The organism is Streptomyces gossypii (assembly GCF_025165795.1).
In the GTDB taxonomy this organism is placed as follows: Bacteria; Actinomycetota; Actinomycetes; order Streptomycetales; family Streptomycetaceae; genus Streptomyces; species Streptomyces gossypii.
In genome coordinates this window covers 11,805-36,966 of record NZ_JAJAGO010000015.1, presented here as the reverse complement: position 1 = coordinate 36,966, position 25,162 = coordinate 11,805, and the positions used below count along the sequence as shown (strand labels likewise).

The window sequence follows — 25,162 nt, the reverse complement described above, 5'->3', positions numbered from 1 at the left end:
GGCCAGGAGCACAGAACCGCCTGAAGGCATCCCGCAGGAAAGTGCGATGTCACCCCCACCCCGGCAGGCGGTCCGCGATCTCCACCGTGAAGGAGTTGGCATGAAGAACAAGCGCAGGCTGGCGGTCATCATCGGCGCCGGCATCGCTCCGCTCGTCGCCGTGACCCTGCCGTCCGGTACGGCGAGTGCGCACGGCTACGTGAACTCGCCGCCGAGCCGCCAGGCACAGTGTGCCGACGGCTCCGTCCCCTGCGGCCAGATCAAGTGGGAGCCGCAGAGCGTCGAGGGACCCAAGGGCCTGAGGAGCTGCAGCGGCGGGAACTCCCGCTTCGCCGAACTCGACGACGACAGCAAGGGCTGGAGAGTCTCGGACATCAACCGCCAGGAGACGTTCTCCTGGCGGCTCACCGTGCAGCACCGCACCAGCACCTGGCAGTACTACGCGGGCGGTCAGAAGGTCGCCGAGTTCAACGACGGCGGCGCGGTTCCGGGCTCGACGGTGCACCACAACGTCAACTTCGGCAACATCACCGGTAAGCAGAAGGTGCTGGCGGTGTGGAACATCGCCGACACCGGCAACGCCTTCTACGCCTGCATCGACGTCAACATCCGCTGAGGGCGGGTCTGAGGGCCTGGGACCTCCCGGACGGCACCGTGGCGGGGCGCGGCCATCCACCGGCCGTGATCCGCCACGGTGTCAGGGGCAGGTGACCTTGTCGCCGGTGACGGCCTGGAACCCCTTCTCGGACGGTCCGGACGTCCCGGGCGCCGGCATCGGCTCCGCCGCGCGCACCGGCCGTACGGCACGGAAGTCCGTCCCGAGAGTGACCCGCATCGTCGGCCCCCGCCCCGTCTCCTCCCTCAGCGTGGCGCCGGGCAGCGCCGCGGCGAGGGTGCGTACCGACCGGTCCCAGCGCGGATCGTGGGTGATGACGGTCGTCTTGACGCCCCGGCGTTCGGCGTTGCGCGGGACGCCGGTCGTGTTGAAGCCGGTGCCGCGCAGCGCGGTGTCCGCCTTGCGTGCGAGCCCGGCCCGCCCGGTGCCGTTGTCGACCTGGACGCGGATCTGCCCCGGCGGGACGTCGACGGGTGCGGCTCTGTTCCTGGCCCCGCCGCTGTTCTTGGCCCCGCCGCTGTTCTTGGCCCCGCCGTCTGTCTTCTTGCCGTCGGCCCGCCCGCCCTGGTGTTCCGCCAGCGGCTGGTCCTCGCGCAGGGCGTGGAAGAGTCCGGCCGCCTTGTCGCTGTGCCAGGTCACGGTCGATCCCAGACCGTCGACCCGGTGGTCCACGTCTCCGAGCGGGACGGAGACGAACTCCGAGGACGCCGGTGTGAAGCCCCGCATGCTCTGGCCCAGTGCCAGCATCTCGTCCCCGTCGAACTCCCGGTCGGCGCGGACGGACTCCAGCATGCTGGTCGCGAACTTGTTGAACCTCACCGGATTCAGCAGCACCCCGCTGCTGGTCGCCTTGTCGATCACGGAGGCGATGAAGCGCTGCTGCCGCTGCATACGCCCCAGGTCGGAGGCGCCGTCGAGGTGCCGTGCCCGCACGTACGCCAGCGCCTCGGCGCCGTTCAGCTGCGAGGTGCCGGCGGGGAGGTCGAGCCCGGAGTAGCGGTCCTTCAGCGGACGCACGGTGCACACCTGCACGCCGTCCAGCACATCCACGGTGCGCATGAAGCTGGTGAAGTCGACCTCCAGATAGTGGTCGATGTGCACGCCCGTCATCTCCTCCACGGTGCGGACGGTGAGATTCGGGCCGCCGTGCGTATAAGCGGAGTTGATCTTCGCGGGGTACGCCGCGTGCCGCACATCGGTGCCCTTGTCGGTGTGCTCGGGCAGCTCCACATAGGTGTCCCGGGGGAGGCTGACCACGCTGAGCCGGTCCCCGTCCTCGGAGAGATGGACCAGCATCAGGGTGTCGGTGCAGTCGCAGGACGTGCTGCCCAGCCGGTGCTCGTGACGCTCGGTCCTGCTGAGCTGCCCCCGCTTGTCGACCCCGACCACCAGGAAGTTGAGCCCCTTCGAGGCGACCGGCCGGTTCTGGAGACCTTTGAACGGGTCGACGCGGCGCACCCCCGACTCCAGCCCGGTGACCAGCGCGTGGCCCACCCCGCTGGTCGTCAGCACCAGCGCCGAGGTGGCGGCCACCAGGCGCAGACCCCAGCGCGGCCGTCTCCCGCGCGAGCGTGCACGGCGCGCGCCGGCACCGGAGGGCCGTGCCGGGCGCAGCGGGCCCGAGGGATGCGAGGGGCGCGACGGACGGGGGGCGGGCTCGGGACGGGGTGCGGGCAAAACGGACCTCCGCGGCGGTGCGGCCGGGGCTCCCGGCTTACGACCTGGTGCGCGGCAGGGAGCGGATCAGGTCGTTACTGGCGATCGCACCGTAGACCCATATGATCTCAGGACCACCGCCACACGCCGCGCGACCCGTACGGCGGCACCCGGCTGGCGTGCGAGCGTGTCCCCCGTTCGCGGTAACGTGGCCGATGTGACCAGATCTGTTGCCCCCGCAGTCTCCGTGATCATGCCCGTGCTCAATGAAGAGCGGCATCTGCGCACCTCGGTGCGGCACATCCTTGAACAGGAGTACGACGGAGAGCTGGAGGTGGTGATCGCGCTCGGCCCCTCCGAGGACCGTACGGACGAGATCGCCGCCGAGCTGGTGCGTGAGGACTCCCGGGTGCACACGGTGCCCAACCCCACCGGCCGCACGCCCGCCGCGCTGAACGCCGCGATCAAGGCGTCCCGGCACCCGGTCGTGGTGCGGGTCGACGGGCACGGGATGCTCTCCGCCGACTACATCGCCACGGCGGTGCGGCTGCTGGAGGAGACCGGAGCGGCGAACGTCGGCGGCATCATGCACGCCGAGGGCGAGAACGACTGGGAGCACGCGGTCGCCGCCGCCATGACCGCGCGGATCGGCGTGGGCAATGCCGCCTTCCACACCGGTGGCGAGGCCGGTCAGGCGGAGACCGTCTACCTCGGGGTCTTCCGCCGCGAGGTGCTGGAGCAGCAGGGCGGGTACAACGAGGAGTTCATCCGCGCGCAGGACTGGGAGCTGAACTTCCGCATCCGCGAGGCGGGCGGACTGATCTGGTTCTCCCCCGAGCTGCGGGTCTCCTACCGGCCGAGGCCGAGCGTACGGGCGCTGGCGAAGCAGTACCGCAACTACGGGCGCTGGCGGCATGTGGTGGCGCGCTACCACGCCGGATCGATCAACCCCCGCTATCTGGCGCCGCCGACGGCGCTCTGCGCCATCGCGGCGGGCGCCGTGGTGGGGGTCGCGGTGACGCCGTGGGGCTTCGCCGTGCCGGTCGGGTACGTGGCGGCGCTGGTCGCCGGGTCGCTGCCCGCGGGCAAGGGGCTGCCGGTCGCGGCGAAGGTGCGGATCCCGGTCGCGCTCGCGACCATGCACATGTCCTGGGGCTGGGGCTTCCTGACGAGCCCGCGGAAGCTGGCCCGGCATGTCCGCGCCAGCCGCGGGGTCGCCGTCCCGGTGGCGGACTGACGGACCTCGCACCAGCGGCCCCTTCCGGCAGCGCCGGAAGGGGCCCTGTGCTGTGCGGCCGTGGTCGTGGTGTGCTGTGCGGCTGTGGCGGCCGGTATGGCATGGTCACCAGACGTTGTTCGGGTTGACCTCCATGCAGGCGTTCTTGTCGTCCCCGTTCAGCGCGTCCGCCGTGTCCGGCGTCTTGCCGTCGCCCTTGCCGTCGCCGTCGCCCTCCGACTTCGGATACTCCGCGCCCGTCCGCCAGTCGGCGCCCACCACCAGGGTGACGTCCTGCGCGGCGGCGGAGTGCTTCACCAGCCGCTCCGGGATGTTCAGCGCCTTGGCCACCGCGAGCGCGTCGCCGCGCTGGTCGGCCTGCGCGTAGCTGACCGAGGTGTCCGCCTGCGGGCGGGGGGTCTGCTCGGCGGCGGCCTGGCTGAAGCCGTCCTCGGTGAGGTACGAGGCGACGGTGGCCGCCCGTCCTCTGACCGGGGCCTGCGCGGCCCCGGCCGTACCGTTCATGACCCGTACGTTGATCTCCGCCTTGGGCGCGGCCGGTTCGCCCGGCTCCTTGGGGCCCTCGCCCTTGGCCTTCTTCTTGTCCTTGCCGTCGAGCGCGATGTCCTGACGCACCATGGAGAAGGTCTTCTCGGCGTCGCCTTCCTTGGGGACCACGTAGCTGCCGCCCGCGGAGTACTCCCAGGGCATGGTGGCCATGGTGATCCGCTTGGTCGGCACCTGCTTGAGGTCGTTGGCCAGGTCGTAGAGCTTCTTGACGCTGCCCAGACCGTGGTCGACGGTGAGGGCCTTGGTGGCGGCCTCGGCGAGCTTGCGCAGCTTGCCGGCGTCGGTGAGCTTGGCGCCCGACTTGAGCTGGCGGACCATCGCGCTCATGTACATGTGCTGGGCCTTGGCCCGCCCTATGTCCGTGCCGTCCCCGAAGCCGTGCCGGGTGCGCAGCCACTGCAGGGCCTGTTCGCCCTTGACGACCGACTCGCCCTCCTCCAGCCGGAGCCCGGACTTCCTGTCGTAGACGTTGTCCTTGACGCAGACGGGGACGCCGCCGACGGCATCGGCCATCGAGACCACGCCGGAGAAGTCGATCATCATGAAGTGGTCGACCGGCACTCCGGTCAGGTTCTCCCAGGTGGCGACGGTGCAGCCCGGACCTCCGTGCTGGAGGCTGGAGTTGATCTTGTCGGTGGTCGCCGGATAGACCTGATCGTCATCGGTGTCCGTGCACTTGGGGATCTCCACCTTGGTGTCACGCGGTATGGAGACCACCGACATGTTGCTGCGGTCGGCCGACACATGGAGCAGCATCTGGACGTCCGCGAGCGGCGGGCGTTCCCGGTCGGCGTGCGAGCCGCCGAGCTTGACGTTCTTGTCCGAGGCGCGCGAGTCGGAGCCCAGCAGCAGGATGTTGAGGGGCCGCTGTCCGTCGGCGTTGGCCTCGCTGCGGCCGAGCTTGTGCTCGCCGAGAGACAGGTCGTCCTTGCCGAGGTTGCCGTTGAGATGCCGGTAGTAGAGGTAGCCGGCGCCCGCCGTGGCCAGAATGATCACCGAGAGGCCCAGCACGGACCAGGTGAGTATTCGCCGTTTCAGGGATTTCGGGCGTTTCCGGTTCCTGCGGCCACGCCCCTTCCGGCCGCCGCCTGCCAGGTCGTCGTGGCCGCCGCTGCGGGCCCGCGGTGCGCGCCTTCGGCCCGAGGCGGCCTCTGAGGCGCCGCCTGAGGCGGCGTCTGAGACGTGAGCCGACGCGCCGTCCGGGTCACTGCCCGATTCGTCGGCCGAGGGTGAGGGTGCGTCCATGCGGCCCTCGCTACGGGCGCCGTTGCGATGCCGCACGGGACCTCCCCATGTTCATGGTGGTACTCCCGGCGACCCGGTGGGACGGCCGGCGGGCGGAGTTACTTGGCACAGAGGTTCTTGTCGCTGGCGTTGACCTCCTTGACTCCCTCGGGAGCCTTGTCGGGAGCGCTGATCGGCTCCCCGGCACCCGTGAAGTCCTTGCCGAGAGTCAGCTTCATCGCTTCATCCGGCCCTGCGTCCCCGCCCGACTTCTTCAGGGCGGAGCCGGGCAGGCCCATCATCTTGGCCAGCGCCGCGGCCTGTCCGGCCTGGTTCGGCGCGAACTCGAGCCGCGTCTTGGACAGGTCCTCGGGAGCGTTGCCGGCGTTCGTCGAAAGGGGGACGCCTTTGGAATTCTGGAGCCAGGAGACGGTGGACTGCGCGGCGCCCACGGGACCGCCGCCGTTGAGGATGTCCACCCGTACTTCCGAGGCCGGGGCGGGCTTCACCTTCTTGCCCGCCTTCTCCGCGTCCTTCTGCTTCTTCACCGTCTCGGTCAGCGACTTGTCCTGCTGGAGCATCTTGAACAGCGGGGTGGACTTGCTTTTGTCGAGTATCACCGACGACTTGTCCGCCGGATTGTCCAGAACCGGGGCGGTGACGAAAGTGATCTTCTCGGTGTTCACCCGGCGCAGGTCCTTGCCCAGCGCGATCAGCTTGTTGATGGTGCCTATCCCGGTGTCGACGGTGAGCGCCTTTGTCGCCGACTCCGCGAGGTTGAACAGCTTCTTCGGGTTCGTCAGGGTGCCGCCGGACTTCATCTTGCGGATCATCGAGCTGAGGAACTGCTGCTGCAGTTCGATGCGGCTGAGATCACTGCCGAAGCCGACCGAGTGGCGCGTCCGTACGAACGCGAGCGCCTGCTCGCCCTCGATCGTGTGCTTTCCGGCCTTCAGCTTGAGATGCGACTTGGGGTCGTCTATGTCCTTGGCCACACAGACCTCGACGCCGCCGACCGCGCTGGAGAGCTCCTTGACGGCGTTGAAGTCGGCCATCATGAAGTGGTTGATCTCCACTCCGGTGATCTTCTGGACGGTACGCCAGGTGCAGCCCGGGTCCCGGCCGCGCTGGCCGAGGCTGGTGTTGAAGCGGACGTTCTGCTCCGCGGGGATGTCCTTGACCGAGCCGTCGTCCTGCTTGGTGGGGCACGTCGGGATGTCCGTGATCATGTCGCGGGGGATGGACATCACCGTGGCGTTGGAGCGGTCGGCGGAGACGTGGAAGAGCAGCGTGGTGTCCGCGTGACCGACGCTGCCCTTGTCGCCGTAGCTCTCGTTGCCCTTGCCGGTGCGGTCGTCGGTGCCGATCAGCAGGATGTTGACCGGACCGTCCGAGACGGCCGGATTGTCGATGCCCACATCGACCTTGTCGATGTTGTTGTTCAGATGCTGGTAGTAGAGATAGCCGCCGGCGCACCCGGCGACCATCAGGAGCGCCACGCTGCCGCCGCCCCAACGCAGCACCTTCTGCTTGCCGCTGACCTTCTTCTTCGCCTTCCGGCGGCCGTGCCCGCCGGAGCCGGCGCCGGAGGCGCTCGCACTCGGGGGGTCGCCGGAGCCGCGGCCGGAGCCGCTGTCGGAGGCGCTCTGCCCGCCCGCCCGCCGCCTGCCGCCGCCTGAGCGCGCGCCGCGCTGCCCGGGGGTCTGGTCCGTGGGGTTCTGCCGGCCGGCGGCGCGGCGGCCGGACGGCTCGCTGTGCCGGTCGGTGCCGGAATCCTCGCTCTCCGTGGCCGGCTCCGGGGACGCTCTTCTGCGGCGCGGGGGAGCGCTGTGATGACCGCTCTCGTACGGGCCCTGGTTCTGGGGCCCGTCGTGTGCGGGAGTCAGCCGCAGCTCGTAGCTGCCGGTGTCCGGATTGAACACCCATTGATCCGCGGGGTCGATATCGCCCGCGTGCCGCCGGCCATGCGCGTCCACGATTGCGAAAATCCTCCACTATGCCGCCTGGCGCCCCGGAGGGCGGACCGGATCGCTCACACTATCCGTCGGCTTCCAGACGTAGCGACGTCGGTGACACATTCCACTGGTTCAGAAGCGGTCAATCCGCCCCATTCTTTGCGCTGTCCGCCGCGCAGGCGTCACGCGCGGCCGTCATCCCCCGGTAGGTGGAGGATGAACTGCCGTCCTGAGCTGCCTTCTTCCCGTCCGTCGGGTCGTCCTGCTGGTCACCGACCCGTATCGGCCGGTCCTTACGCAGCTGCGTGAAGAGCTGATCCGCCGCAGGCTGCACCAGTTCGTCCCGATTGGCGTCCAGGGTGTACTGCTTCCGCGGCACGGTGAGGAATCGCACCTGATCCTCCGGTATGTTCCGCAGGCTGCTCGCGAGGTCGTAGAGCTCCTTGAGCGAATTCAGCCCGGAATCCGCGGTCAGTGCGGAGGTCGCCGCGTCGAGGAAGGGGTAGAGCTTCGTGGGGTTGAGCAGCACGCCGTTGGTGCGCACCTTCTGCACGAGTGAACCGAGGAACTGCTGCTGGCGGTCCATCCGCTGGGTGTCGCTGCCGTCGAAGCTCTTGCGGGCGCGGACGTAGCCCAGGGCGTCCTCGCCCTGGAGCACCTGCCGTCCGGCCTCCAGCTCAAGCTTCGCGTCGGTGTCACTCACGGCGTCGGCGAGGCAGACCTCGACTCCGCCCACCGCGTTCACGATGTCCTTGAATCCGGTGAAATCGACGATCATGTGGTGATCCACGCGGATGTCGGTGAGCTGCTCGACCGTACGTATGGTGCAGGCGGCGCCGCCGAACTCGAACGCCCAGTTGAACTGCGCGAGTTGGGCCTCGCTGCGACTGCCGTCCGGCTTCCGGCAACTGGGTATCTCGACCATCAGGTCGCGCGGCAGGGACATCGCGGTCGCACTGGAACGGTCCTTGGGCAGGTGCAGCAGCATCGTGGTGTCCGAGCGCGCGGTGCCGCCGCCCCTGCCGTACTCGGAGTTCGAGCCGTCGCGGCTGTCGGAGCCGAGCAGCAGGATGTTCTGGGCCTCGCTCGGAGCAGGGGCGGGGCGTTCGTCCTCGTGCCGCGCCAGCTCCTCGGCGGTGTCCTGGTCGGTGGTGATGTTGCCGTTGAGCCTTTGGTAGAGCGCCCAGCTGACGCCCGCGGCGGCGAGCACCAGGACCGAGGTCCCGAGTGCGACCCAGCGCAGCCAGCGGCGCCGGCGCGCGGGCCGGGGCGTGGGCTCCGGTTCTTCCGCCGGGGCCGGGCTGGCTTCGGTCACGTGTTGTCCATCCCTTGCGAGGTCATCGGATGCCGGACTCGCACCGCGGCCCGCGCACCGGTGGGACAGGTGTGCGGGCTTCGGTCAAAGGGACAGACGGTCAGAACTGTCGTTTGGTTGTACGTACGGGCAATCTCGTGCCGTGTCGCGGCCCTCGGCTGCCGTTTCGGGGGTATTTGGTGCCGATTGGTTCTGCTGCAGGCAGTTTGGACCTGCTTGGGACCTGCTTGGTACTGCTTGAGCTTGCCTGGTGCGCCCCGAGGGTGTTCGCCGCCCGGACGCGCCCCGGTTCACTCCCCGGCGCTGTGGGTGACGCGCTCGCTCTCCCGGCGCCTGGTGAGCGCTTCGGGTGACAGGTCCGCGGCGTTGCGGCAGAGGATGACCGAGGCCCCGGCGGCGAGCGGCGCGTACAGCCCGGCGGAGAGGCCCTCCCAGCTGTCGTAGGAGAGCGGCGAGAGCAGCCGGGAGCCGGAGATGAGCCCTCGCGCCTCCGCGTCGGCACGGGCGCGCTCCACCACCTGCGCACCCGTCAGCTCCAGGATGCCGCTGCCGCTGCCGCCGCTGCCGCCGTGCACGGTCAGTGCGGGGGCGCCGGGTGCCACGGGGGCGTACGGGGTGAAACGGTCACCCTGGCCCGGCACCTCCACCGCGTAGTCCGCAAAACCCTCGGGCGGCTGCGGGAACCGCACCCCGAGAGGGCGCAGGCTGAGCGCGACGCGCTCCCCGGAGCACGCGCGGGCCGTCTCCAGGGTGTCCGGTCCGGCGACGACCAGATCCGCCGCGGCCGGGTCGCCGTTCACCTCGGCCACCACGCCGGTGGCCGAGCAGGCGAGCAGCCAGACGGCGGACTGCCAGTGCGCGGGCAGCAGCAGCGCGAGCCGGTCGCCGGGCTCGGCGCTCAGCTCGTCCTGGAGGAGATTGGCGGTCTTCGCCACCCAATTGGCGAGGGTGGCCACGGAGAGCTCGACGCGTTCCCCGGTGGCGTCGTCGTAGAAGGTCACCAGCGGGCGGGCGGGGTCCGTGACCAGGGCGGAACTCAGCAGGTCGGCGGGGGTGCGGTCGGTGGCGTCCATCCGTATGAGGGTACGCGGCGGCGAGGAGCGCGGGACGGGCCGGTGGGCGGGCGCCGCCGGTTGGCCGGACCGACTGGGTGTCAGCTCTCGCATGGACAGATATGTGACGGTATGTCCATTATCGTGTTTATGCGCGTACTTCCTGTTACCTCACTCGGTGTTCTCTCCACCGCCGCCCTGCTGATCTCCCTCGCGCCGCCCGTCACCGCGCAGCCCGCACCGGCTGCGGAAGGTGGCGCGCCCGTCACACGTCCCGCCGCTCCCCGGCCGGCGGGCAGCACCCAGTCGCTGCCGCTCCGCCCACTCCGTGCGGCCGGTTCCCCCGACGCACCGGGCTCTCCCCAGTCTGCGGACTCGAAGCGGCTCGGCGACCGGGGGCCGAATGCGGCTCCCAGGGCCGGGGAGCTGGGCCTGGGGCCCCGTACGGTCCAGCCGTTCTCGCTGCTCGGGCTGGTCTGGGAGGACGTCCGCGAGCAACTGCGAGGACAGGTGCTGGTGCGCGTCCGGTCCGTGCGCACGGGCTCCTGGTCCGACTGGCGCGAGATCGACGTGCACGGCACCCACGCCCCCGACCCGCGTGGGGCGGAGCGTACGCAGGAAGGCGGGGGCGTGCGCGGTGCCACCAACCCGTTGTGGACGGACGCGTCCGACGGCGTGCAACTGCGGGTGCTCCCCGAGGCGGGCGCTGGCCTGCCGAAAGGGCTCCGGCTGGAGCTGGTCGACCCCGGCGACTCGGGGGCGGTCCGCGGCGCCCCCGAGTCGGGCAAGGCCGACCCCGGCGCCGCAGAAACGGACAGCACGGAAACCAGCACGGAAACCAGCACGGAAACGAACATCACGGACGCCACCAGCGCGGAGTCCGGCGTCACCAAGATCCCCGCGCTCAGCAGGGCCGAAACGGAGGCCGAGGCGGCAGCGCAGGGCCTGGGTGTGACAGCCGCCGCCGGAGGCCGCAAGCACATCGGCCCGCGCCCCGGCATCGTCACCCGCAAGGGCTGGGGCGCGGACCCCGACCTGCGCGAGGGCGGCTACCTCTACACCAGAACGGTGCGGGCGGCCTTCGTCCACCACACCGCGATGGCCAACAGCTACCGCTGCTCCCAGGCGCCCTCGATCATCCGGGGCATCCACCGCTATCACGTCCGCAGCAGCGGCTGGCGTGACCTGGGGTACAACTTCCTCGTCGACAAGTGCGGCACCATCTACGAGGGCCGGGCCGGAGGCGTTGTCGAGCCGGTCCAAGGCGCCCACACCTACGGTTTCAACGCCAACAGCATGGGCGTCGCCGTGCTCGGCTCGTTCGGGAAGACCGATCCGTCCCGTGCCGCCCGGGACGCCGTGGCGAAGCTCACCGCCTGGAAGCTGGGACTGTTCGGAGTCAACGCGCGGGCTACCACCACGATGACCTCGGGCGGTGGAAAGTATGCAAAGGGCAGCAAAGTGCGCATGCGCACCATCTCCGGGCACCGCGACGGATTCAACACCGAGTGCCCCGGCGACCGGCTCTACAAGCGTCTCGGCTCCATCCGCGCGACCGCGGCCCGCCTTCAGGGCCGCTGACCCCTGGTGCTGCGCCGCGCCCGCTCCACGAACGTGCGGGGCGCAGCACCAGCGCATTGGCAGAACCCGACAGTGCCGCACCCCGAGGTCATGACCCGGGTGCGTATGCCGGGGGAGGCGGGTGGGGGAGAATCTGCGGAAGCAATCGGACGTGCGGGATCGAATTCCCGTACGTCCCCCGCCTCACAGGGGGATTTATGCAGGTCAGTGCGTCAGCCGGGTCGACCGGGCCAGCTGGGCCAGCCGGTACGGAGGCGGTCCTCCTGGTCGGGGGCAAGGGAACCCGGCTGCGGCCCCTGACCGTGAACACGCCGAAGCCGATGGTTCCGGCGGCCGGGGTCCCGTTCCTCAGCCATCAGCTCGCCCGGCTGCGTGCCGCAGGGATCGAACACGTGGTGATGGCCACCTCCTATCTGGCGGAGGTCTTCGAGCCCTACTTCGGCGACGGCTCCGACTTCGGGCTGCGCCTCGAATACGTCACCGAGGACGAGCCGCTCGGCACCGGCGGCGCCATCCGCAACGTCGCCTCCCGGCTGTACTCGGCCCCGCACGAGCCGGTGCTCATCTGCAACGGCGACATCCTCACGGGCCTCGACATCCGCGCCCTGCTCGCGGCGCACACCACCTCCGGCGCCGAGATCTCGCTGCATCTGACCCGGGTCGCCGACCCCCGCGCGTACGGGCTGGTGCCGACGGACGCGGACGGGCGCGTCACCGCCTTCCTGGAGAAGCCGCAGACGCCCGAGGAGATCGTCACCGACCAGATCAACGCGGGGGCGTACGTCTTCAACCGCTCCGTCATCGACACCATCCCGGCCGGACACCCGGTCTCGGTCGAGCGCGAGACCTTCCCCGGCCTGCTGGCCGCAGGCGCCCATCTGCACGGCGTCGTCGACTCCACCTACTGGCTGGACCTCGGCACACCCCAGGCCTTCGTACGCGGCTCCGCCGACCTGGTGCTGGGCCGTGCCCCGTCCCCGGCGGTTCCCGGGCGGCGCGGCGAGTCCCTGGTGCTGGACGGCGCACGGATCGCACAGGACGCCAAGCTGACGGGCGGTACGGCGGTCGGCGGCGGCGCCGTTGTCGGCGCGGGCGCCCAGGTCGAGGGCAGCACGCTGCTGGCCGGGGCGGTCGTCGAACCCGGCGCGCGGATACGGGGATCGATGGTCGGCGCAGGCGCGCGCATCGGCGCCCGGGTGGTGCTGGACGGAGCGGTCGTCGGGGACGGCGCGGTTGTCGGCGCCGACAACGAACTACGGGGCGGGATCCGGGTCTGGTGCGGGGCGGAACTCGCCGCCGGGTCGGTCCGCTTCTCGTCGGACCAGTGAGCAGGCGAGGGGGCGGCCCCCCGCACGTCCCGTCCGGCGGGGTGCCCGCGCCCGCCCCGGGGCCTGCCAAGGCGCCCGCGCGCGCCGTCGGGGCGGCCGCAGCCGGCGCCCGGCGGCGCACCTGGACGCCGGACGAGGCGTACGACCTGGGCGGCTGCCTGCGGGTACTGCGGCGCGGCCCGTACGATCCCGCGTTCCGGGTGCTGGACGGAGCCGTGTGGCGGGTGAGCCGCACACCGGGCGGGCCGGTGACGCTGCGGATCGCACCGGACGGCGCCGGGAAGATCGCCGCCGACGCCTGGGGACCCGGCGCGGACTGGTCGCTCGACCGGCTGCCGGACCTCCTCGGCGCCGGTGACGACCCCGACGCGTTCGTACCGCACCACCGGCTGACCCAGGAGGCGCAGCGGCGCAATCGTGGGCTGCGGCTCGCCCGCACCGGCCTCGTACTGGAATCGCTGATTCCGTCGATCCTCGAGCAGAAGGTCACCACGGACGAGGCGTACCGCGCGTGGCGGCTCCTCCTGTGCCGGCACGGCGACCCCGCCCCCGGGCCGATGGGCGGGCTGCACGTCCCGCCCGACGCGCGTACCTGGTGCATGATCCCGTCCTGGGAGTGGCACCGGGCGGGTGTGGACGGCAAGCGCTCCGCCGCCGTCGTACGGGCCGCACGGCGGGCCGGGCGGATGGAGGAGGCGGCGTCGATGGAGCTGGAGCCCGCGACGGAACGGCTCCGCGCCATCCCCGGCATTGGCCCCTGGACCGCCGCGGAAACGCTTCAGCGCAGCAACGGCGCCCCCGACGCGATCACCGTCGGAGACCTTCACCTGCCGGGCATCATCGGCTTCGCACTCACGGGCGAACGCGGCGCCGACGACGACAGAATGCTGGAGCTGCTCGCCCCGTACGAGGGGCAGCGGCACCGTGCCACCCGGCTGATCATGACCACCGGTCGAACGCCACCGCGCCGGGCACCACGCTTCACCCCCGGCGACATCGCCCGCCTCTGACAGCGGCGCAACCATCCCCCACCGCGGCGCGTTCCGGCGGTGCCGGACCGGACCTACGCGCCCCAGGGAGCGTCACCGTACCGTCAGGAAATCCGCCCCGTCCCGTGGCGGCCGGTCCCGTGGTGGCGCCGCCGGGTGGCCGACGGCGACCGAGCCCATCGGGTCCCAGCCGCCGGGCAGCTCCAGCACCTCCCGTACGGTCTCCCGGCAGAACATCGTGGACGAGACCCACGCCGAACCCAGCCGCTCACCGGCCAGCGCGACCAGGAAGTTCTGGATGCCCGCGCCGTTCGCCACGACGAACATCTCCCGCTCGGCAGCGGCGCGACGCGCGTCCGGGTAGGTGTGCGAGCCGTCCATCACCAGGCACGGCACCACGAGATACGGCGCGTTCCGCAGCACGTCACCTCGCCGCACCCGCCGGGCGATGCTCTCCTCGCTCTTGCCGTCGCTTCGCAGATCGGCGATCCACGCCTCGCGCATGGCGTCGACCAGCCGCGTCCTGGACCGCTTTGACTCCAGCAGGACGAACCGCCAGGGCGTCGTGTGGTGCGGCGCCGGTGCCGTCACGGCGGCCGCCACGGCACGCCGCACCGCCGCGCCGTCGACCGGCTCCTCCGTGAACTCACGCACTGTGCGGCGCAGCGTCACCGCTTCCCGTACGGCCTCCGAAGTACCCAGCCGGAACATGTCGTTCGCCGCGTCGCGCACCAGCGCCCGCGCCGACTGCTCCTCGCCGCCACCACCATCGCCGGCGCCGCCGTCATCGCCGCCGTCGCTCACATGCCGGGACAGACCCCGCACCACCGCCACCGGCAGGCCGCTCGTCTTGCCCTTCACCAGCTCCCCGGCCGCCGCCAGTTCGTCGCCGACGGCCGTGACCGTGACACCGAGCAGGTTGCCGAACGTGTCCTCACCGCCGCGCAGGTCCTCCAGGACCCGCACCCCGGCCGCGCCGATCGCGACGTCCGTCTGACCCACGCGCCACGGCCTGCCGAAGGTGTCCGTGACGACGACCCCGACCTCGACGCCCAGCGCCTCGCGCAGCCCCTCCCGGATGCCGCGCGCCGAGGCGTCCGGATCGAGCGGGAGCAACAGCACCGTGCCTGCCGGGGTGTTGGAGGCGTCCACTCCGGCAGCGGCCATCACCAGGCCGTTCCTGCTCTCGACGATCCGGGCTGCACCGCGCCGGGCGACCACCCGTACGGTCTCCGCCTCGATCGATGCCTCACGGTCGTCGGCCGGTACCGTCCGGCCCTCCGACTTGCTCACGATCTTCGAGGTCACGATCAGCACGTCGCCGTCCGCGAGCCCCGGCATCCGCTCGGCCGTAGCCGCCTCCACGATGAGCTTGACCAGGCTGTCGCCGGGCTGCACCTCCGGGATGCCGGGCAGCGCCCACACCTGGAACGAGGCCGGTACGCCACTCACGGGATCGTGCGCGACGTCGCGCGAGCCGTCATGTACGGGGGTGGTCATGCGCGGACCTCCTCGGCCAGGGTCAGCGCCTCGCGCGCCATCTGTGCGGTCGCCTCGACATCGGTCATCATCAGGGGCACCGCGCGGCAGCGGATGCCCGCCTCCTCGACGGACGGGACGGCAGCCGAGTCGACGGTGTCGACGAGCCAGCCGTCCAGCAGCCCGGAGCCATAGTGGCGCGCGACCGCCGCCGCCGTCGCCTCGACGCCGACCGCGGCCAGCACCTTGTCCGCCATCCCGTGCACCGGGGCGTCGCCCACGATCGGTGAGAGACCGACAACCGGCACCCCCGCGTCGGCGATTGCCTCCCGGATGCCGGGCACCGCGAGGATCGTGCCGACACTCACCACGGGGTTGGACGGCGGGAAGAGGATGACGTCCGCGTCTCCGATCGCCTCCAGCACTCCGGGCGCGGGCTGCGCCTGGTCCGCCCCCACCGGCACGACCGCGTGCGCGTCGACGGAGGCGCGCAGGCGTACCCAGTACTCCTGGAAGTGAATGGCCCTGCGTTCGCCCTCACCGTCCGACACGGCCACGTGCGTCTCCACCCGGTCGTCCGTCATGGGGATGAGCCGGACGCCCGGCTGCCAGCGTGCGCACAGCGCCTCGGTGACGGCGCTGAGGGAGTAACCGGCACCCAGCATCTGCGTACGGACGATGTGCGTCGCGAAATCGCGGTCGCCCAGCCCGAACCACTCGGGGCCCACGCCGTAGTCGGCCAACTCGGCCTTCACGGTGAAGGACTCCTCGGCCCGGCCCCAGCCCTGCTTCTCGTTGATGCCGCCGCCGAGCGTGTACATCACGGTGTCGAGATCGGGACAGATCTTGAGGCCGAACAGATGGATGTCATCCCCGGTGTTGCCGATGACGGTGACGTCCGCGTCCGGGGCGGCGGACTTGAGCCCTTGAAGGAATCGGGCACCACCGACACCTCCGGCCAGAACCACAATGCGCTGCATGCAGACAGTCTGTCAGCCGGAGGCTGAATCCCTGAGGGGCGGTGGTCGGGCGACGGGTGGGCCTGTCAGCCGGAGGCTGGGTCCTTGAGGGGTGTCCGTGCGGTGGACGCCTTGTGGGGGGTGTGCATCGGCATCTCGGTGAGGCCGGGGAAGTAGATGTGCAGACTGACCGCGGGTTCGAGGCTGTCGTTGACCGCCTCGTGCACGTAGCCCGGTCCGAACACACGCTGCGCGCCGGGAGTCAGCAGACGCGCGGTCACACCGCTCTTGCCGCTCGTGGCGCCGCCACGGCGGACGCGCTCGGTCAGTTCACCGGTCAGCACGGTCAGCACGCCGGACGAGGCGCCGTGGTCGTGTTGCCCGCTGCCCTGGCCCGGCAGCCAGCTGAGCAGCCACACCTCGTAGCCGGGGCCGGTGCGCAGCCGGTGGTACCAGCGGGTGAGGGCGTCGTACCGCACGAGTGGTGCCCAGGAGTCGTGGTCGGCGGCGATCGTACGGGCCAGACCGGCGAATCCGGCGACGGTGCTGGGGTGGTCGGGGGCGGGCGGCAGGAGATGCGGGACGGCGAGCAGGTCGCCCGCGATCTGGAGGTCGCTGTTCACAGAGCAGATGCCTTTGGCTGAGAGGTCGGGCTGGAGGTCAGGAGGAGGGGCCGGTGCGCGGGAGCCCGGGGGAGGGCTGGGCGCGGTGGGGATGCCTCAACAGCAGCGACGACAACACGGCCAGGACGCGGCGCAGCCCGACCGGCCGTAGCGGGTCGGGTGCGGCGAGCGTGGCACGGACATGCGGTCAAGGAGACCGGCTGACCCCGGCCGCTGTCAACTGGATGCCGCGCTCGGGCGTACGGATTCACTCCATCCGGTTGCCTTGCTTGGAGAAAGGTTTGTGCAGTGCCCGCCGCGGACATGTGGCGCAGCAGCCGCGCACCCAAACGTCGTTGTGGTTCTGTGATCTCTCTGTGATCAGCGCCGCTTCGGTGCGGGAGCCGGAGCGTGTTCGATGCGCGTCCCGTCTTCCGGGCGAGAGGTGCGAAGTGATGATCAACCTTGCGGGGTTGTCATAGTTTGTAGATATTTGAAGACTTTCCGGATGCCTTGGTTCCGCAGAGTGAATAAGGGTCGCAATAGCAGATCTTGGCTTGACTGGCCTTGATCGGCGCACTTGTAATTTCACTCGTGTCGTTCATGCGGGATAGGTAACGACTGCATCACGGGGACGTAAAGACAGACGAGGGGCGCGCACATGACCGAGCTGTTCGAACAACTGCTGGTCGACGAGGCGGACGAGGAGCTCGGCTGGCAGGAGCGCGCGCTCTGCGCCCAGACCGATCCGGAGTCGTTCTTCCCCGAGAAGGGCGGATCTACCCGCGAGGCGAAGAAAGTCTGTCTTGCCTGCGAAGTCCGGTCCGAGTGTCTGGAGTACGCACTCGCCAATGACGAGCGTTTCGGCATCTGGGGCGGGCTGTCCGAGCGGGAGCGGCGCAGGCTGAAGAAGGCGGCTGTCTGAGGGCTGTCCCGTGATCCCTGGCGGGCGCACGACGACAGCTACGGCACCTCGCTGCGTTGCCGGAACGCCCGGATACGCCCAGTATGAGGACGCCCCTCCGCCTTGCGAAGCACCGCATCTGACGCCGCGCGCTGATCCACCAGGGATTACGGGACGGCCTTTAGGGAGTCCGCCAGGGCCTGCCCGGCGGGGCTGCGCGGCCCCGCAGCCGGACAGCTCCGGGCCCGGCCCGGCGTACGCCGAATTTCCCGGCACCGGCTGCGGCATTCCCATGCAGGGGTAAAGAGCAACCCGGCCCAAGGGTTGACAAACCGTCTGCGCTGTTTCTTTAATCATATGGTTCGTGTATGTGAGGAGCAGAACCGCACGGCTTGCTGCCCGGGCGGCGGCACGGCTCCGCTTTCCTGAATTCGGCCACCGCGACCACGGCACGGCGCAGCAATTCGGCGAGGGCTCCATCTGATGATCCGCTTCCGGATTCCGGAGTGAGCTGTGCGTGCAACCGTCGGTTATCGGCTGCGCGGGCTCCGCCCCACGTGGGCCGGACCTCGCCCGCTCCACGTCGGCTCAGCGTCATCCCGCAGTCCGATGGCACTTCTGCCGTCTCTTTTCTGCCCGGCCCCCGGAGTAATGCCTGAAAACAATGGAGGTTGACGAAAGTGAGAGGTCGAACACGTTTAGGATTCCTTCTGTTTGTCGTGCGTACAGAAAGGACAGGTATCGGCTCGGAAACGGAGGAGTCCGTCGAGGTGCGGAGGAAACCGTGAAGGCGAAAGTGCTGGGACCGCTGAGTGCCGAGGTCAACGGGGTTTCGATCGTTCCCACCGCGGGAAAGCCCCGCCAGTTACTGGCGTTACTCACCCTCTGCCCGGGGCGCGTCATGCCGGTTTCGACGCTCATGGAGGAGCTCTGGAGCACGGCCCTCCCGGCGAGCGCCCTCACCACCCTGCAGACCTACATCCTCCAGTTACGCAGACGGCTGGCCGCTGCGATGGGCCCCGACGCTCCGGGTTCGGCCGCGAAAGAGGTACTCGCCACCCAGTACGGCGGCTACGTCCTCCAGGTCCCCCGCGAAGGGGTGGACGTGCACGCGTACGAGAGTCTGGCGGAGGAGGGACGGCTGGCGTTCGAGGAGGGTGACGACGGCCGGGCGGCCCGCTCCCTCCGTGCGGCTCTCAAGCTGTGGGCGGGCCCCGCGCTCGTGGACGTACGCGCCGGCCCCGTGCTCGGCAACGAGGTGACCCGGCTGCGGGAGAGCCGCCTGGTCACCATGGAGCGGCGGATAGACGCCGAACTGCGGCTGGGCAGGCACACCGAACTCATCGCGGAGCTCGCGGACCTGACCGGCCGCCACCCGCAGCACGAGGGCCTGCACGCGCAGGCGATGGTGGCGCTCTACCGCTCCGGACGCCAGGCATCCGCCCTCGACGCCTACCGGCGGCTGCGCGGACGGCTCGTCGAGGATCTGGGAGTGGAGCCCTCGCCCCGGCTCCAGCGGCTCCACCAGGCGATCCTCGCGGTCGATCCCCAACTGGAGGTCGTCGCGGGACCGCGGCGTACCTCGACCTTCGACCTCTATGCGGCGTGAACCCCGAGCACGTGACCCGGAACCGGAGGCTCAAGTGAGGCTCTAGCAAGGCTCCCTCGGCGTCTCCCAGTCTGGCGGAGCGTGATCCACGCGTAGGCACCCCAACCTGCAATGAGGTGGAGATGAACATGCTCATCAACCGTTCCCGTTTCTCCAAGATCAGCGTTCTGGGAGCCGCGGCGGCAGCGACCCTGCTGTTCGCCGGTTCCGCCTCGGCGGCGGCTGCCCCGGCGCTGACCGTCACGCCCAGCACCGGCCTCACCGACGGGCAGACGGTGGCCGTCGCGGGCAGCGGGTACGTCGCGGGCACCGAGGTGGGCGTCAGCCAGTGCGTCAACGACACCACGTGCGCCGATGCCACCGTGCACACCACGGCCGACGCCAACGGCGGCTTCAACGTCTCCTACGACGTGCAGACGACATTCACGGCCACCGACTGGAACACCGGCGAGACCGTCACGGTCGACTGCGCCGTGGACGACTGCGCGATCGTGGCCTGGGAAGAGGTGGGCGGCCCCGTGGCTCACCCCATCTCCTTCGGCTGACCCTTCCGCCTCGGGCTGACCCGTCGGGCCGTCTCCGCCTCCGCACCGGAGCCGGGGGCGGCCCGACGCGCTGCCGGGCCCGGCAGTCACGACCTCCCCCGCGACAGGGGGTGGTCGCAAGCCGCTACGGTTCCGTCCGCGGGAAGGAGCGGAGCCGTTAGTGTGGGGCACCGTCCAAGACGCGCCGGCCTCCTGCGAGGGTGCTCGCGTCCACCGCAGTCCACCCAAACGGGGCCCCTACCTCGATGTCCGTGCACAGTCACTCGGCAGCCCAACACGGGGCGGCCACAGCAGGGTTGGCCACTCCCACCCCTCCCGCCTTCCCCCGGCACGTCGTCACGGCCGTGCTCGTCTCCCACGACGGGGCACGCTGGCTGCCCGAGGCGCTGGCGGGGCTGAGCGGCCAGGAGCGTCCCGTCCAGGACATCGTCGCCGCCGACACCGGCAGCGCCGACGAATCCGCCGGACTCCTCACCGACTCCCTCGGCCCCGCCCGGGTGCTGCACATGGCCCGGCGCACCGGCTTCGGCACCGCCGTCGAGGAGGCCGTCCGTGCGACGCGGGTGCTCACCCCGGACGACCTGCCCTATCTGAAGCGGCCCAGCGGCTGGGATCCGGCCACCCGCACCTGGCGCGACGACGCCTACGACATGCCGGAACTCCCCTACGGCGAGCCCGTCCAGTGGCTCTGGCTGCTGCACGACGACTGCGCGCCGGAGCCGGACGCGCTGGAGCGAATGCTCCACGTCGTCGACGCCGACCCCTCCGTCATGATCGCCGGGCCCAAGCTGCGCAGCTGGTACGACCAGCGGCAGCTGCTCGAAGCGGGCGTCACCATCGCCCACAGCGGGCGCCGCTGGACCGGCATCGAACGGCGCGAACAGGATCAGGGCCAGCACGACCAGGTGCGCCCCGTGCTCGCCGTGTCCACGGCCGGGATGCTCATCCGCCGTGACGTCTTCGAGCAACTCGGCGGATTCGACCGGCGGCTGCCGCTCATGCGCGACGACGTCGACCTGTGCTGGCGTGCCCACTCGGCCGGACACCGGGTGCTCGTCGTCCCCGACGCGGTGCTGCGGCACGCCGAGGCGGCCTCCCGCGAGCGCAGGCCCGTCGACTGCGTCGGACGCGGCCGCGGCGCAAGCCCGCACCGTGTCGACAAGGCCGGAGCCGTCTACACCCTGCTCGCCAACAGCCGCACCGCCGTACTCCCCTGGGTGCTGCTGCGGCTGACGCTCGGCACCCTGCTGCGCACCCTCGCCTATCTCGTCGGAAAAGTGCCCGGACAGGCGCTCGACGAGGTGGGCGGCTTGTTCGGCACCCTGCTGCGGCCGCTGCGCCTCACCGGCGCCCGCCGCGCACGGGGCAAGCCGGTCGTCGCCCAGAGCGACCTGCGCGGGCTCTTCCCGCCGCCCGGAGCGACGGTACGAGCCACCGCGGAGCAGATCGCGGGCAGCCTCGGCGGCCGGTCCGAGCCCGAACCCTCCACCGGCGGGCGGCACGGCGCCGTCGAGTCCGGCCCGGGTGACGACGACGCCGACTTTCTGGAGGTCGAACAGTTCGCGCGGCTGAAGCGGCTCGCCCAGAAGCCCGGCCCGCTGCTCTTCGGCGTCCTGCTGCTCGTCTCACTCATCGCCTGCCGCTCCCTGCTGGGCGGCGGCGCCCTGGCGGGCGGCGCACTGCTGCCCGCACCGGGCGACGTGGGCGACCTGTGGGCGTATGTCTACGACGGCTGGCACCCGGTCGGCACCGGCAGCACCGAGATCGCGCCGCCGTACCTCGGGGTCGTCGCCGCGCTCGCCACGCTGCTGTTCGGCAGCACCGGGCTCGCCCTCACCCTCCTGCTCGTCTGCTCCGTGCCCCTTGCCGGGCTCACCGCCTACTTCGCCTCCCGCCCGCTTGCCGAGTCACGGCTGGTACGCGCCTGGGCGAGCGTGGCGTACGCCTTCCTGCCCGCCGCCACCGGCGCCCTGGCGGGCGGGCGCATCGGCACCGCCGTACTGGCGATCACCCTGCCGCTGCTGGCCCGCACCGCCGTCGCAGCCAGCGGACTGCGCGGCACCGCCTCGTGGCGCGCGGCCTGGGGCCTCGCGCTGCTGCTGAGCCTCACCACCGCCTTCACCCCGGTGGTGTGGCCGATCGCCCTGGTGCTCGCGCTCGTCACACTCGCCCTGCCCTTGCTGCCGGGCACGGGCGCGCCGGCCGCCGGTACCGTCCCGACCGCGCTCCGCGCCCTGATCGTGCTGGCCACCCCGCTGGTGCTGCTGGCGCCCTGGTCGACGACGCTGCTCGGCAGCCCGTCACGCTTCCTGGACGAGGCGGGCCTGCCGTACGGCGAAGGCGCCGCCGACGCCGTGGACCTGCTGACTCTCACCCCGGGCGGCCCGGGCACCACGGCCGGGCTGCTGCTCGCCGGGGTGGTGCTGGCGGCCCTCGCGGCACTGCTGCGCGCCGACCGGCGGCGGGTGACCCTCACCGCCTGGGTCGTGGCACTGACCGGGCTCCTCTTCGCCGCACTGAGCAACGGCTCCGGCTGGGCCGGACCCGCCACCCTCGTCTACGGTCTGGCGCTGCTGTCGGCAGCGGCTGTGGGCGCCGACGGGGCGCGGGAGCGGGTCGCCTCGCGCAGCTTCGGCTGGCAGCAGCCGGTCGCCGGGCTGATCGCCGTCGCCGCGGTGGCGGCCCCGCTGATCGCGGCCGTCGGCTGGATGTCGGACGGCGCGGACGGTCCGCTCTCCCGGCGTGACCCGGTGCAGGTGCCCGCGTTCGTCGCGGAGGAGAGCGGGACGGAGGACCAGCCGCGCACGCTGGTACTCGCCGGTGACGACGCGGACGGCGCCGCATCCGGCGTCTCGTACACCCTGGTGCGCGGCTCCGGCGCGCGCTTGGGCGACGCCGGTGTGGCGGCGGCGACGGGCGAGGACGACAGGCTCAGCGGCATCGTCGCCAACCTCGTCGCGGGCTCCGGCGCCGACCAGACGAGCCAGCTCGGCGGCTACGCGATCCGCTACGTACTGGTGCGCGACGGCGCACCGCGCGCGATGAGCCGCGTGCTCGACGCGACACCCGGACTGACCCGGCTCAGCCAGGAGGACGGCAGCTCGCTGTGGAGCGTGGCGGGAGACGTCTCCCGCGTCTCCGTCGTGCCCGGGGACGGGGCCCGCGAGGACGGATCCGCGGGTGCGGTCACCGCCCCGGTGCCGGTGGACGCGGGGCCGGTCGAGGCACACACCAAGATCGACTCAGGGCCGGACGGCCGGGTGCTGCGGATCGCGGACGCGGCCGACGCGGGCTGGAAGGCCACGCTGGACGGCAAGCCGCTGAAGGCGATCACCGTCGACGGCTGGGCACAGGGGTTCGAGCTGACCGCGGAGGGCGGCCGGCTGGACCTGACGTACGAGACGCCGCTCTCGCACACCGGATGGGTGTGGGCACGCGGGGTGCTCGCCGTGCTGGTGCTGGTCCTGGCCCTGCCGGGGCGGCGACGCGAGATCGACGACGACCTGCCGGAGGTGGCGGCGGTACCGGTACCGGAGCAGCCGGTGGCGGGCGAGGGGCGCCGGGCGCGGCGGCTGCGGGCCGCGGCGGAGACGGCCGAGACACAGGGGGCGGCAGAGACGGCGGACGCCGGGCCGCCTCCGGTCCCCGGGCAGGTGCCGTACGAGGCTTCCCACGAGGCGTCTTACGAGGCGCCGCAGCCCGACCTCGCGCCCGGCTTCCAGCCCGAACCGCAGTACGCCGACTACGCGTCCGGCTACGGAGACACCTACCAGCAGCCGTACGAGCCGCAGGCGCCCCAGCCGCCCCTGCCGCCGCAGCATGCGCCCGGCTACCCGCAGCAGCCCTACGACGACTGGCAGGCGCAGCAGCACGGCCAGCAGCACGGCCAGCCGCCCGCCCAGCCGCCCGCCGAGCCGTACGGATACGACGCGTACGGCTATGACGCGGGTGGTTACGAAGCAGGCGGATACGAAGCAGGCGGCTACGACGGCACCCCGTACGGCAACAGGAGTGAGCAGCAGTGAACCGCCCCACCCTCACCCTGATCGGCGCCGTCACGGCGCTCGCCGCCGTCACCGGTGTCGCCGCGCTCACCGTGCCCGAGGACTCCTCCGGTTCGGCCGCGGACAGCGCCCCGGCGGCCAAGCGACTGCCGGTGGAGCGGTCGACGCTGATCTGCCCGAAGCCACCCGACTCCCAGCTGGCGGAGACCGAGTACACGGCGTTCACGCCGAAGGGCGGGTCGGGCAAGGGCAGCGCGGAGATGTTCCCCGCCGACTACACCGACCCGGCCGCTCCAGCCGACGGCGAAGGCAAGAAGGACAAGAAGGAAAAGGGCGTCGACACGGACGACGCGAAGGCCAAGGCCGTGCTCCCCCTCAAGGAGCCCGGCAAGCCGGTCACCGTCAGCACCGAACGCTCCGACGCCCCCGCCCTGATCGGCTCCGCCGACGGCCGGTTCGCCCCCGGCTGGTCCGTACAGCAGACCACCACCGTGAGCGCCGGTGCCGGGCGTGGCCTGCACGGCGTGGCCTGCGCCGAGGCCGGCACGGACTTCTGGTTCCCCGGCGCGAGCGCCGCCGAGGAGCGGCAGGACTACGTCCACCTCACCAACCCCGACCAGACCGCGGCAGTCGTCGACCTGGAGTTGCACGGGAAGGACGGCCGGATCAAGAGCGACGCGGGCGAGGAGATCTCCGTCCCGCCCCGTTCGACGGTGCCGGTGCTGCTGTCCACGCTCACCGCCGAACCGGTGGCGAACGTGGCGGTCCACGCCGTCGCCCGCACCGGCCGGGTCGCCGCCCAGGTGCAGGTGATGGACCAGAAGCTGGGCGGCGACTGGCTGCCCCCGGCCGCTGTCCCCGGCCCGACCGCCGTGCTGCCGGGCATCCCGGGCGACTCGACGTCCGTGCGCCTGGTGGTCACGGCTCCGGGCGGGAAGGACGCGGACCTGAAGGTGCGCCTGGCGGCGCCCTCGGGGCAGTTCACCCCGGCGGGGCAGGAGACGCTCCATGTGAAGGCGGGCAAGACCGCGGCGGTCGACCTGAAGGACCTCACCAGGGGTGAGGCCGGCTCGCTGATCCTTTCACCGTCGGGGAACGGCGGTGAGGCGCCGATCGTCGCGGCGGTGCGGGTGACCAGAGGGAAGGGCGCCAAGCAGGAGACGGCGTTCATCCCCTCCACGGCACAGGTCGAGAAGCGGGCCACGGCGGTCGGAAACCGGGCGAAGGAGTCGACGCTGTCGCTGGCGGCACCCGGCAAGTCCGCCAAGGTGCGGGTCACCGCGTCGCCCGGCACCGGCGGCGGCACGGCCGGCAGCGAGACCTACACCGTCAAGGCGGGCGCCACCCTGGCCGTCACCCCGCCCAGCCCCAAGGGCGGCAAGGGGGCTTACGCCCTGACGATCAAGCCGCTGTCCGGCGGTGAGGTCTACGCCGCGCGCACCCTCGCGCGGGAGCAGGACGGCGTCCCCATGTTCACGGTGCAGTCGCTGCCGGACGACAAGGGGACGGTGGCCGTGCCGGAGGCGGGCGAGGACCTGTCGATGCTGACGGACTGACC

The 25,162-nt window shown here is 71.4% G+C and carries 18 protein-coding genes; 10 read left to right on the top strand and 8 right to left on the bottom strand.

What is annotated here, in order from left to right; genetic code table 11:
- The first annotated feature begins 100 nt into the window (after nucleotides 1–100).
- On the top strand, nucleotides 101–616 hold the full coding sequence (locus tag LHJ74_RS27635; RefSeq protein WP_260221002.1) for a lytic polysaccharide monooxygenase auxiliary activity family 9 protein: 516 nt from the start codon (nucleotides 101–103) through the stop codon (nucleotides 614–616).
- 81 nt (nucleotides 617–697) lie between these two features.
- Here the strand turns inward: LHJ74_RS27635 and LHJ74_RS27630 are convergent, their stop codons facing one another.
- Nucleotides 698–2,293 carry an LCP family protein gene (locus tag LHJ74_RS27630; RefSeq protein WP_375546853.1) on the bottom strand — a complete coding sequence of 532 codons (1,596 nt, stop codon included), beginning with the start codon at nucleotides 2,291–2,293 and terminating at the stop codon, nucleotides 698–700.
- A 196-nt stretch (nucleotides 2,294–2,489) separates the two neighbouring features.
- Here LHJ74_RS27630 and LHJ74_RS27625 point away from each other — a divergent pair, with 196 nt between their 5' ends.
- Nucleotides 2,490–3,509 (top strand): glycosyltransferase family 2 protein, encoded by a 1,020-nt coding sequence (locus LHJ74_RS27625; protein WP_260221001.1) that lies wholly within the window; start codon nucleotides 2,490–2,492, stop codon nucleotides 3,507–3,509.
- A 105-nt stretch (nucleotides 3,510–3,614) separates the two neighbouring features.
- Here LHJ74_RS27625 and LHJ74_RS27620 read toward each other — a convergent pair whose 3' ends face one another.
- The 4 genes from LHJ74_RS27620 to LHJ74_RS27605 form a co-directional block, all read right to left on the bottom strand.
- Nucleotides 3,615–5,303 carry an LCP family protein gene (locus tag LHJ74_RS27620; protein WP_260221052.1) on the bottom strand — a complete coding sequence of 563 codons (1,689 nt, stop codon included), beginning with the start codon at nucleotides 5,301–5,303 and terminating at the stop codon, nucleotides 3,615–3,617.
- 98 nt (nucleotides 5,304–5,401) lie between these two features.
- Nucleotides 5,402–7,258, bottom strand: a complete 1,857-nt coding sequence (locus LHJ74_RS27615; RefSeq protein WP_260221000.1) for an LCP family protein — start codon at nucleotides 7,256–7,258, stop codon at nucleotides 5,402–5,404.
- A 121-nt stretch (nucleotides 7,259–7,379) separates the two neighbouring features.
- Nucleotides 7,380–8,552, bottom strand: coding sequence for an LCP family protein (locus LHJ74_RS27610; protein ID WP_260220999.1), 1,173 nt, complete (start codon nucleotides 8,550–8,552; stop codon nucleotides 7,380–7,382).
- A 290-nt stretch (nucleotides 8,553–8,842) separates the two neighbouring features.
- Complete coding sequence (locus LHJ74_RS27605; protein WP_260220998.1) at nucleotides 8,843–9,625, bottom strand: TIGR03089 family protein; 783 nt, start codon at nucleotides 9,623–9,625, stop codon at nucleotides 8,843–8,845.
- 129 nt (nucleotides 9,626–9,754) lie between these two features.
- On the opposite strand from LHJ74_RS27605, the gene LHJ74_RS27600 reads away from it, so the two are divergent.
- From LHJ74_RS27600 to LHJ74_RS27590, 3 genes are all read left to right on the top strand, one after another.
- The gene (locus LHJ74_RS27600; protein ID WP_260220997.1) at nucleotides 9,755–11,185 is read left to right on the top strand and encodes a peptidoglycan recognition protein family protein; all 1,431 of its coding nucleotides are present in this window, start codon (nucleotides 9,755–9,757) and stop codon (nucleotides 11,183–11,185) included.
- Between the two features lie 197 nt (nucleotides 11,186–11,382).
- Entirely contained in the window at nucleotides 11,383–12,513 is a 1,131-nt protein-coding gene (gene manB / locus LHJ74_RS27595) for a mannose-1-phosphate guanylyltransferase (RefSeq protein WP_260220996.1), read from the top strand.
- A complete protein-coding gene (locus LHJ74_RS27590) occupies nucleotides 12,510–13,523 on the top strand; it encodes a DNA-3-methyladenine glycosylase family protein (protein ID WP_375546852.1) in 1,014 nt (337 codons plus the stop codon). The genes manB and LHJ74_RS27590 overlap by 4 nt, the downstream gene beginning before the upstream one ends.
- A 72-nt stretch (nucleotides 13,524–13,595) precedes the next feature.
- Here LHJ74_RS27590 and LHJ74_RS27585 read toward each other — a convergent pair whose 3' ends face one another.
- From LHJ74_RS27585 to LHJ74_RS27575, 3 genes are all read right to left on the bottom strand, one after another.
- On the bottom strand, nucleotides 13,596–15,002 hold the full coding sequence (locus LHJ74_RS27585) for a coenzyme F420-0:L-glutamate ligase (RefSeq protein WP_260220995.1): 1,407 nt from the start codon (nucleotides 15,000–15,002) through the stop codon (nucleotides 13,596–13,598).
- Nucleotides 14,999–15,961, bottom strand: coding sequence for a 2-phospho-L-lactate transferase (cofD, locus tag LHJ74_RS27580; RefSeq protein ID WP_260220994.1), 963 nt, complete (start codon nucleotides 15,959–15,961; stop codon nucleotides 14,999–15,001). Before cofD ends, LHJ74_RS27585 begins: the two co-directional genes overlap by 4 nt.
- Nucleotides 15,962–16,026: 65 nt before the next feature.
- Nucleotides 16,027–16,563, bottom strand: a complete 537-nt coding sequence (locus LHJ74_RS27575) for a cysteine dioxygenase (protein WP_260220993.1) — start codon at nucleotides 16,561–16,563, stop codon at nucleotides 16,027–16,029.
- A gap of 640 nt (nucleotides 16,564–17,203) precedes the next feature.
- Here LHJ74_RS27575 and LHJ74_RS27570 point away from each other — a divergent pair.
- The 5 genes from LHJ74_RS27570 (at nucleotide 17,204) to LHJ74_RS27550 (ending at nucleotide 25,160) form a co-directional block, all read left to right on the top strand.
- Complete coding sequence (locus LHJ74_RS27570; RefSeq protein WP_260220992.1) at nucleotides 17,204–17,467, top strand: WhiB family transcriptional regulator; 264 nt, start codon at nucleotides 17,204–17,206, stop codon at nucleotides 17,465–17,467.
- 763 nt (nucleotides 17,468–18,230) lie between these two features.
- A complete protein-coding gene (locus tag LHJ74_RS27565) occupies nucleotides 18,231–19,055 on the top strand; it encodes an AfsR/SARP family transcriptional regulator (RefSeq protein ID WP_260220991.1) in 825 nt (274 codons plus the stop codon).
- A 122-nt stretch (nucleotides 19,056–19,177) separates the two neighbouring features.
- Nucleotides 19,178–19,600 carry an enediyne antibiotic chromoprotein gene (locus LHJ74_RS27560; RefSeq protein ID WP_260220990.1) on the top strand — a complete coding sequence of 141 codons (423 nt, stop codon included), beginning with the start codon at nucleotides 19,178–19,180 and terminating at the stop codon, nucleotides 19,598–19,600.
- Nucleotides 19,601–19,845: 245 nt separating this feature from the next.
- Complete coding sequence (locus LHJ74_RS27555) at nucleotides 19,846–23,625, top strand: glycosyltransferase family 2 protein (RefSeq protein WP_260220989.1); 3,780 nt, start codon at nucleotides 19,846–19,848, stop codon at nucleotides 23,623–23,625.
- On the top strand, nucleotides 23,622–25,160 hold the full coding sequence (locus tag LHJ74_RS27550) for a DUF5719 family protein (protein ID WP_260220988.1): 1,539 nt from the start codon (nucleotides 23,622–23,624) through the stop codon (nucleotides 25,158–25,160). The genes LHJ74_RS27555 and LHJ74_RS27550 overlap by 4 nt, the downstream gene beginning before the upstream one ends.
- The last annotated feature ends 2 nt before the right edge of the window (nucleotides 25,161–25,162 follow it).

Coding starts and splice junctions, on each gene's coding strand:
- LHJ74_RS27620 (WP_260221052.1), bottom strand. CDS start 5,303: ATGGACGCACCCTCACCCTCGGCCGACGAATCGGGCAGTGACCCGGAC.
- LHJ74_RS27555 (WP_260220989.1), top strand. CDS start 19,846: ATGTCCGTGCACAGTCACTCGGCAGCCCAACACGGGGCGGCCACAGCA.
- LHJ74_RS27600 (WP_260220997.1), top strand. CDS start 9,755: ATGCGCGTACTTCCTGTTACCTCACTCGGTGTTCTCTCCACCGCCGCC.
- LHJ74_RS27635 (WP_260221002.1), top strand. CDS start 101: ATGAAGAACAAGCGCAGGCTGGCGGTCATCATCGGCGCCGGCATCGCT.
- cofD (WP_260220994.1), bottom strand. CDS start 15,961: ATGCAGCGCATTGTGGTTCTGGCCGGAGGTGTCGGTGGTGCCCGATTC.
- manB (WP_260220996.1), top strand. CDS start 11,383: ATGCAGGTCAGTGCGTCAGCCGGGTCGACCGGGCCAGCTGGGCCAGCC.
- LHJ74_RS27570 (WP_260220992.1), top strand. CDS start 17,204: ATGACCGAGCTGTTCGAACAACTGCTGGTCGACGAGGCGGACGAGGAG.
- LHJ74_RS27605 (WP_260220998.1), bottom strand. CDS start 9,625: ATGGACGCCACCGACCGCACCCCCGCCGACCTGCTGAGTTCCGCCCTG.
- LHJ74_RS27585 (WP_260220995.1), bottom strand. CDS start 15,002: ATGACCACCCCCGTACATGACGGCTCGCGCGACGTCGCGCACGATCCC.
- LHJ74_RS27560 (WP_260220990.1), top strand. CDS start 19,178: ATGAACATGCTCATCAACCGTTCCCGTTTCTCCAAGATCAGCGTTCTG.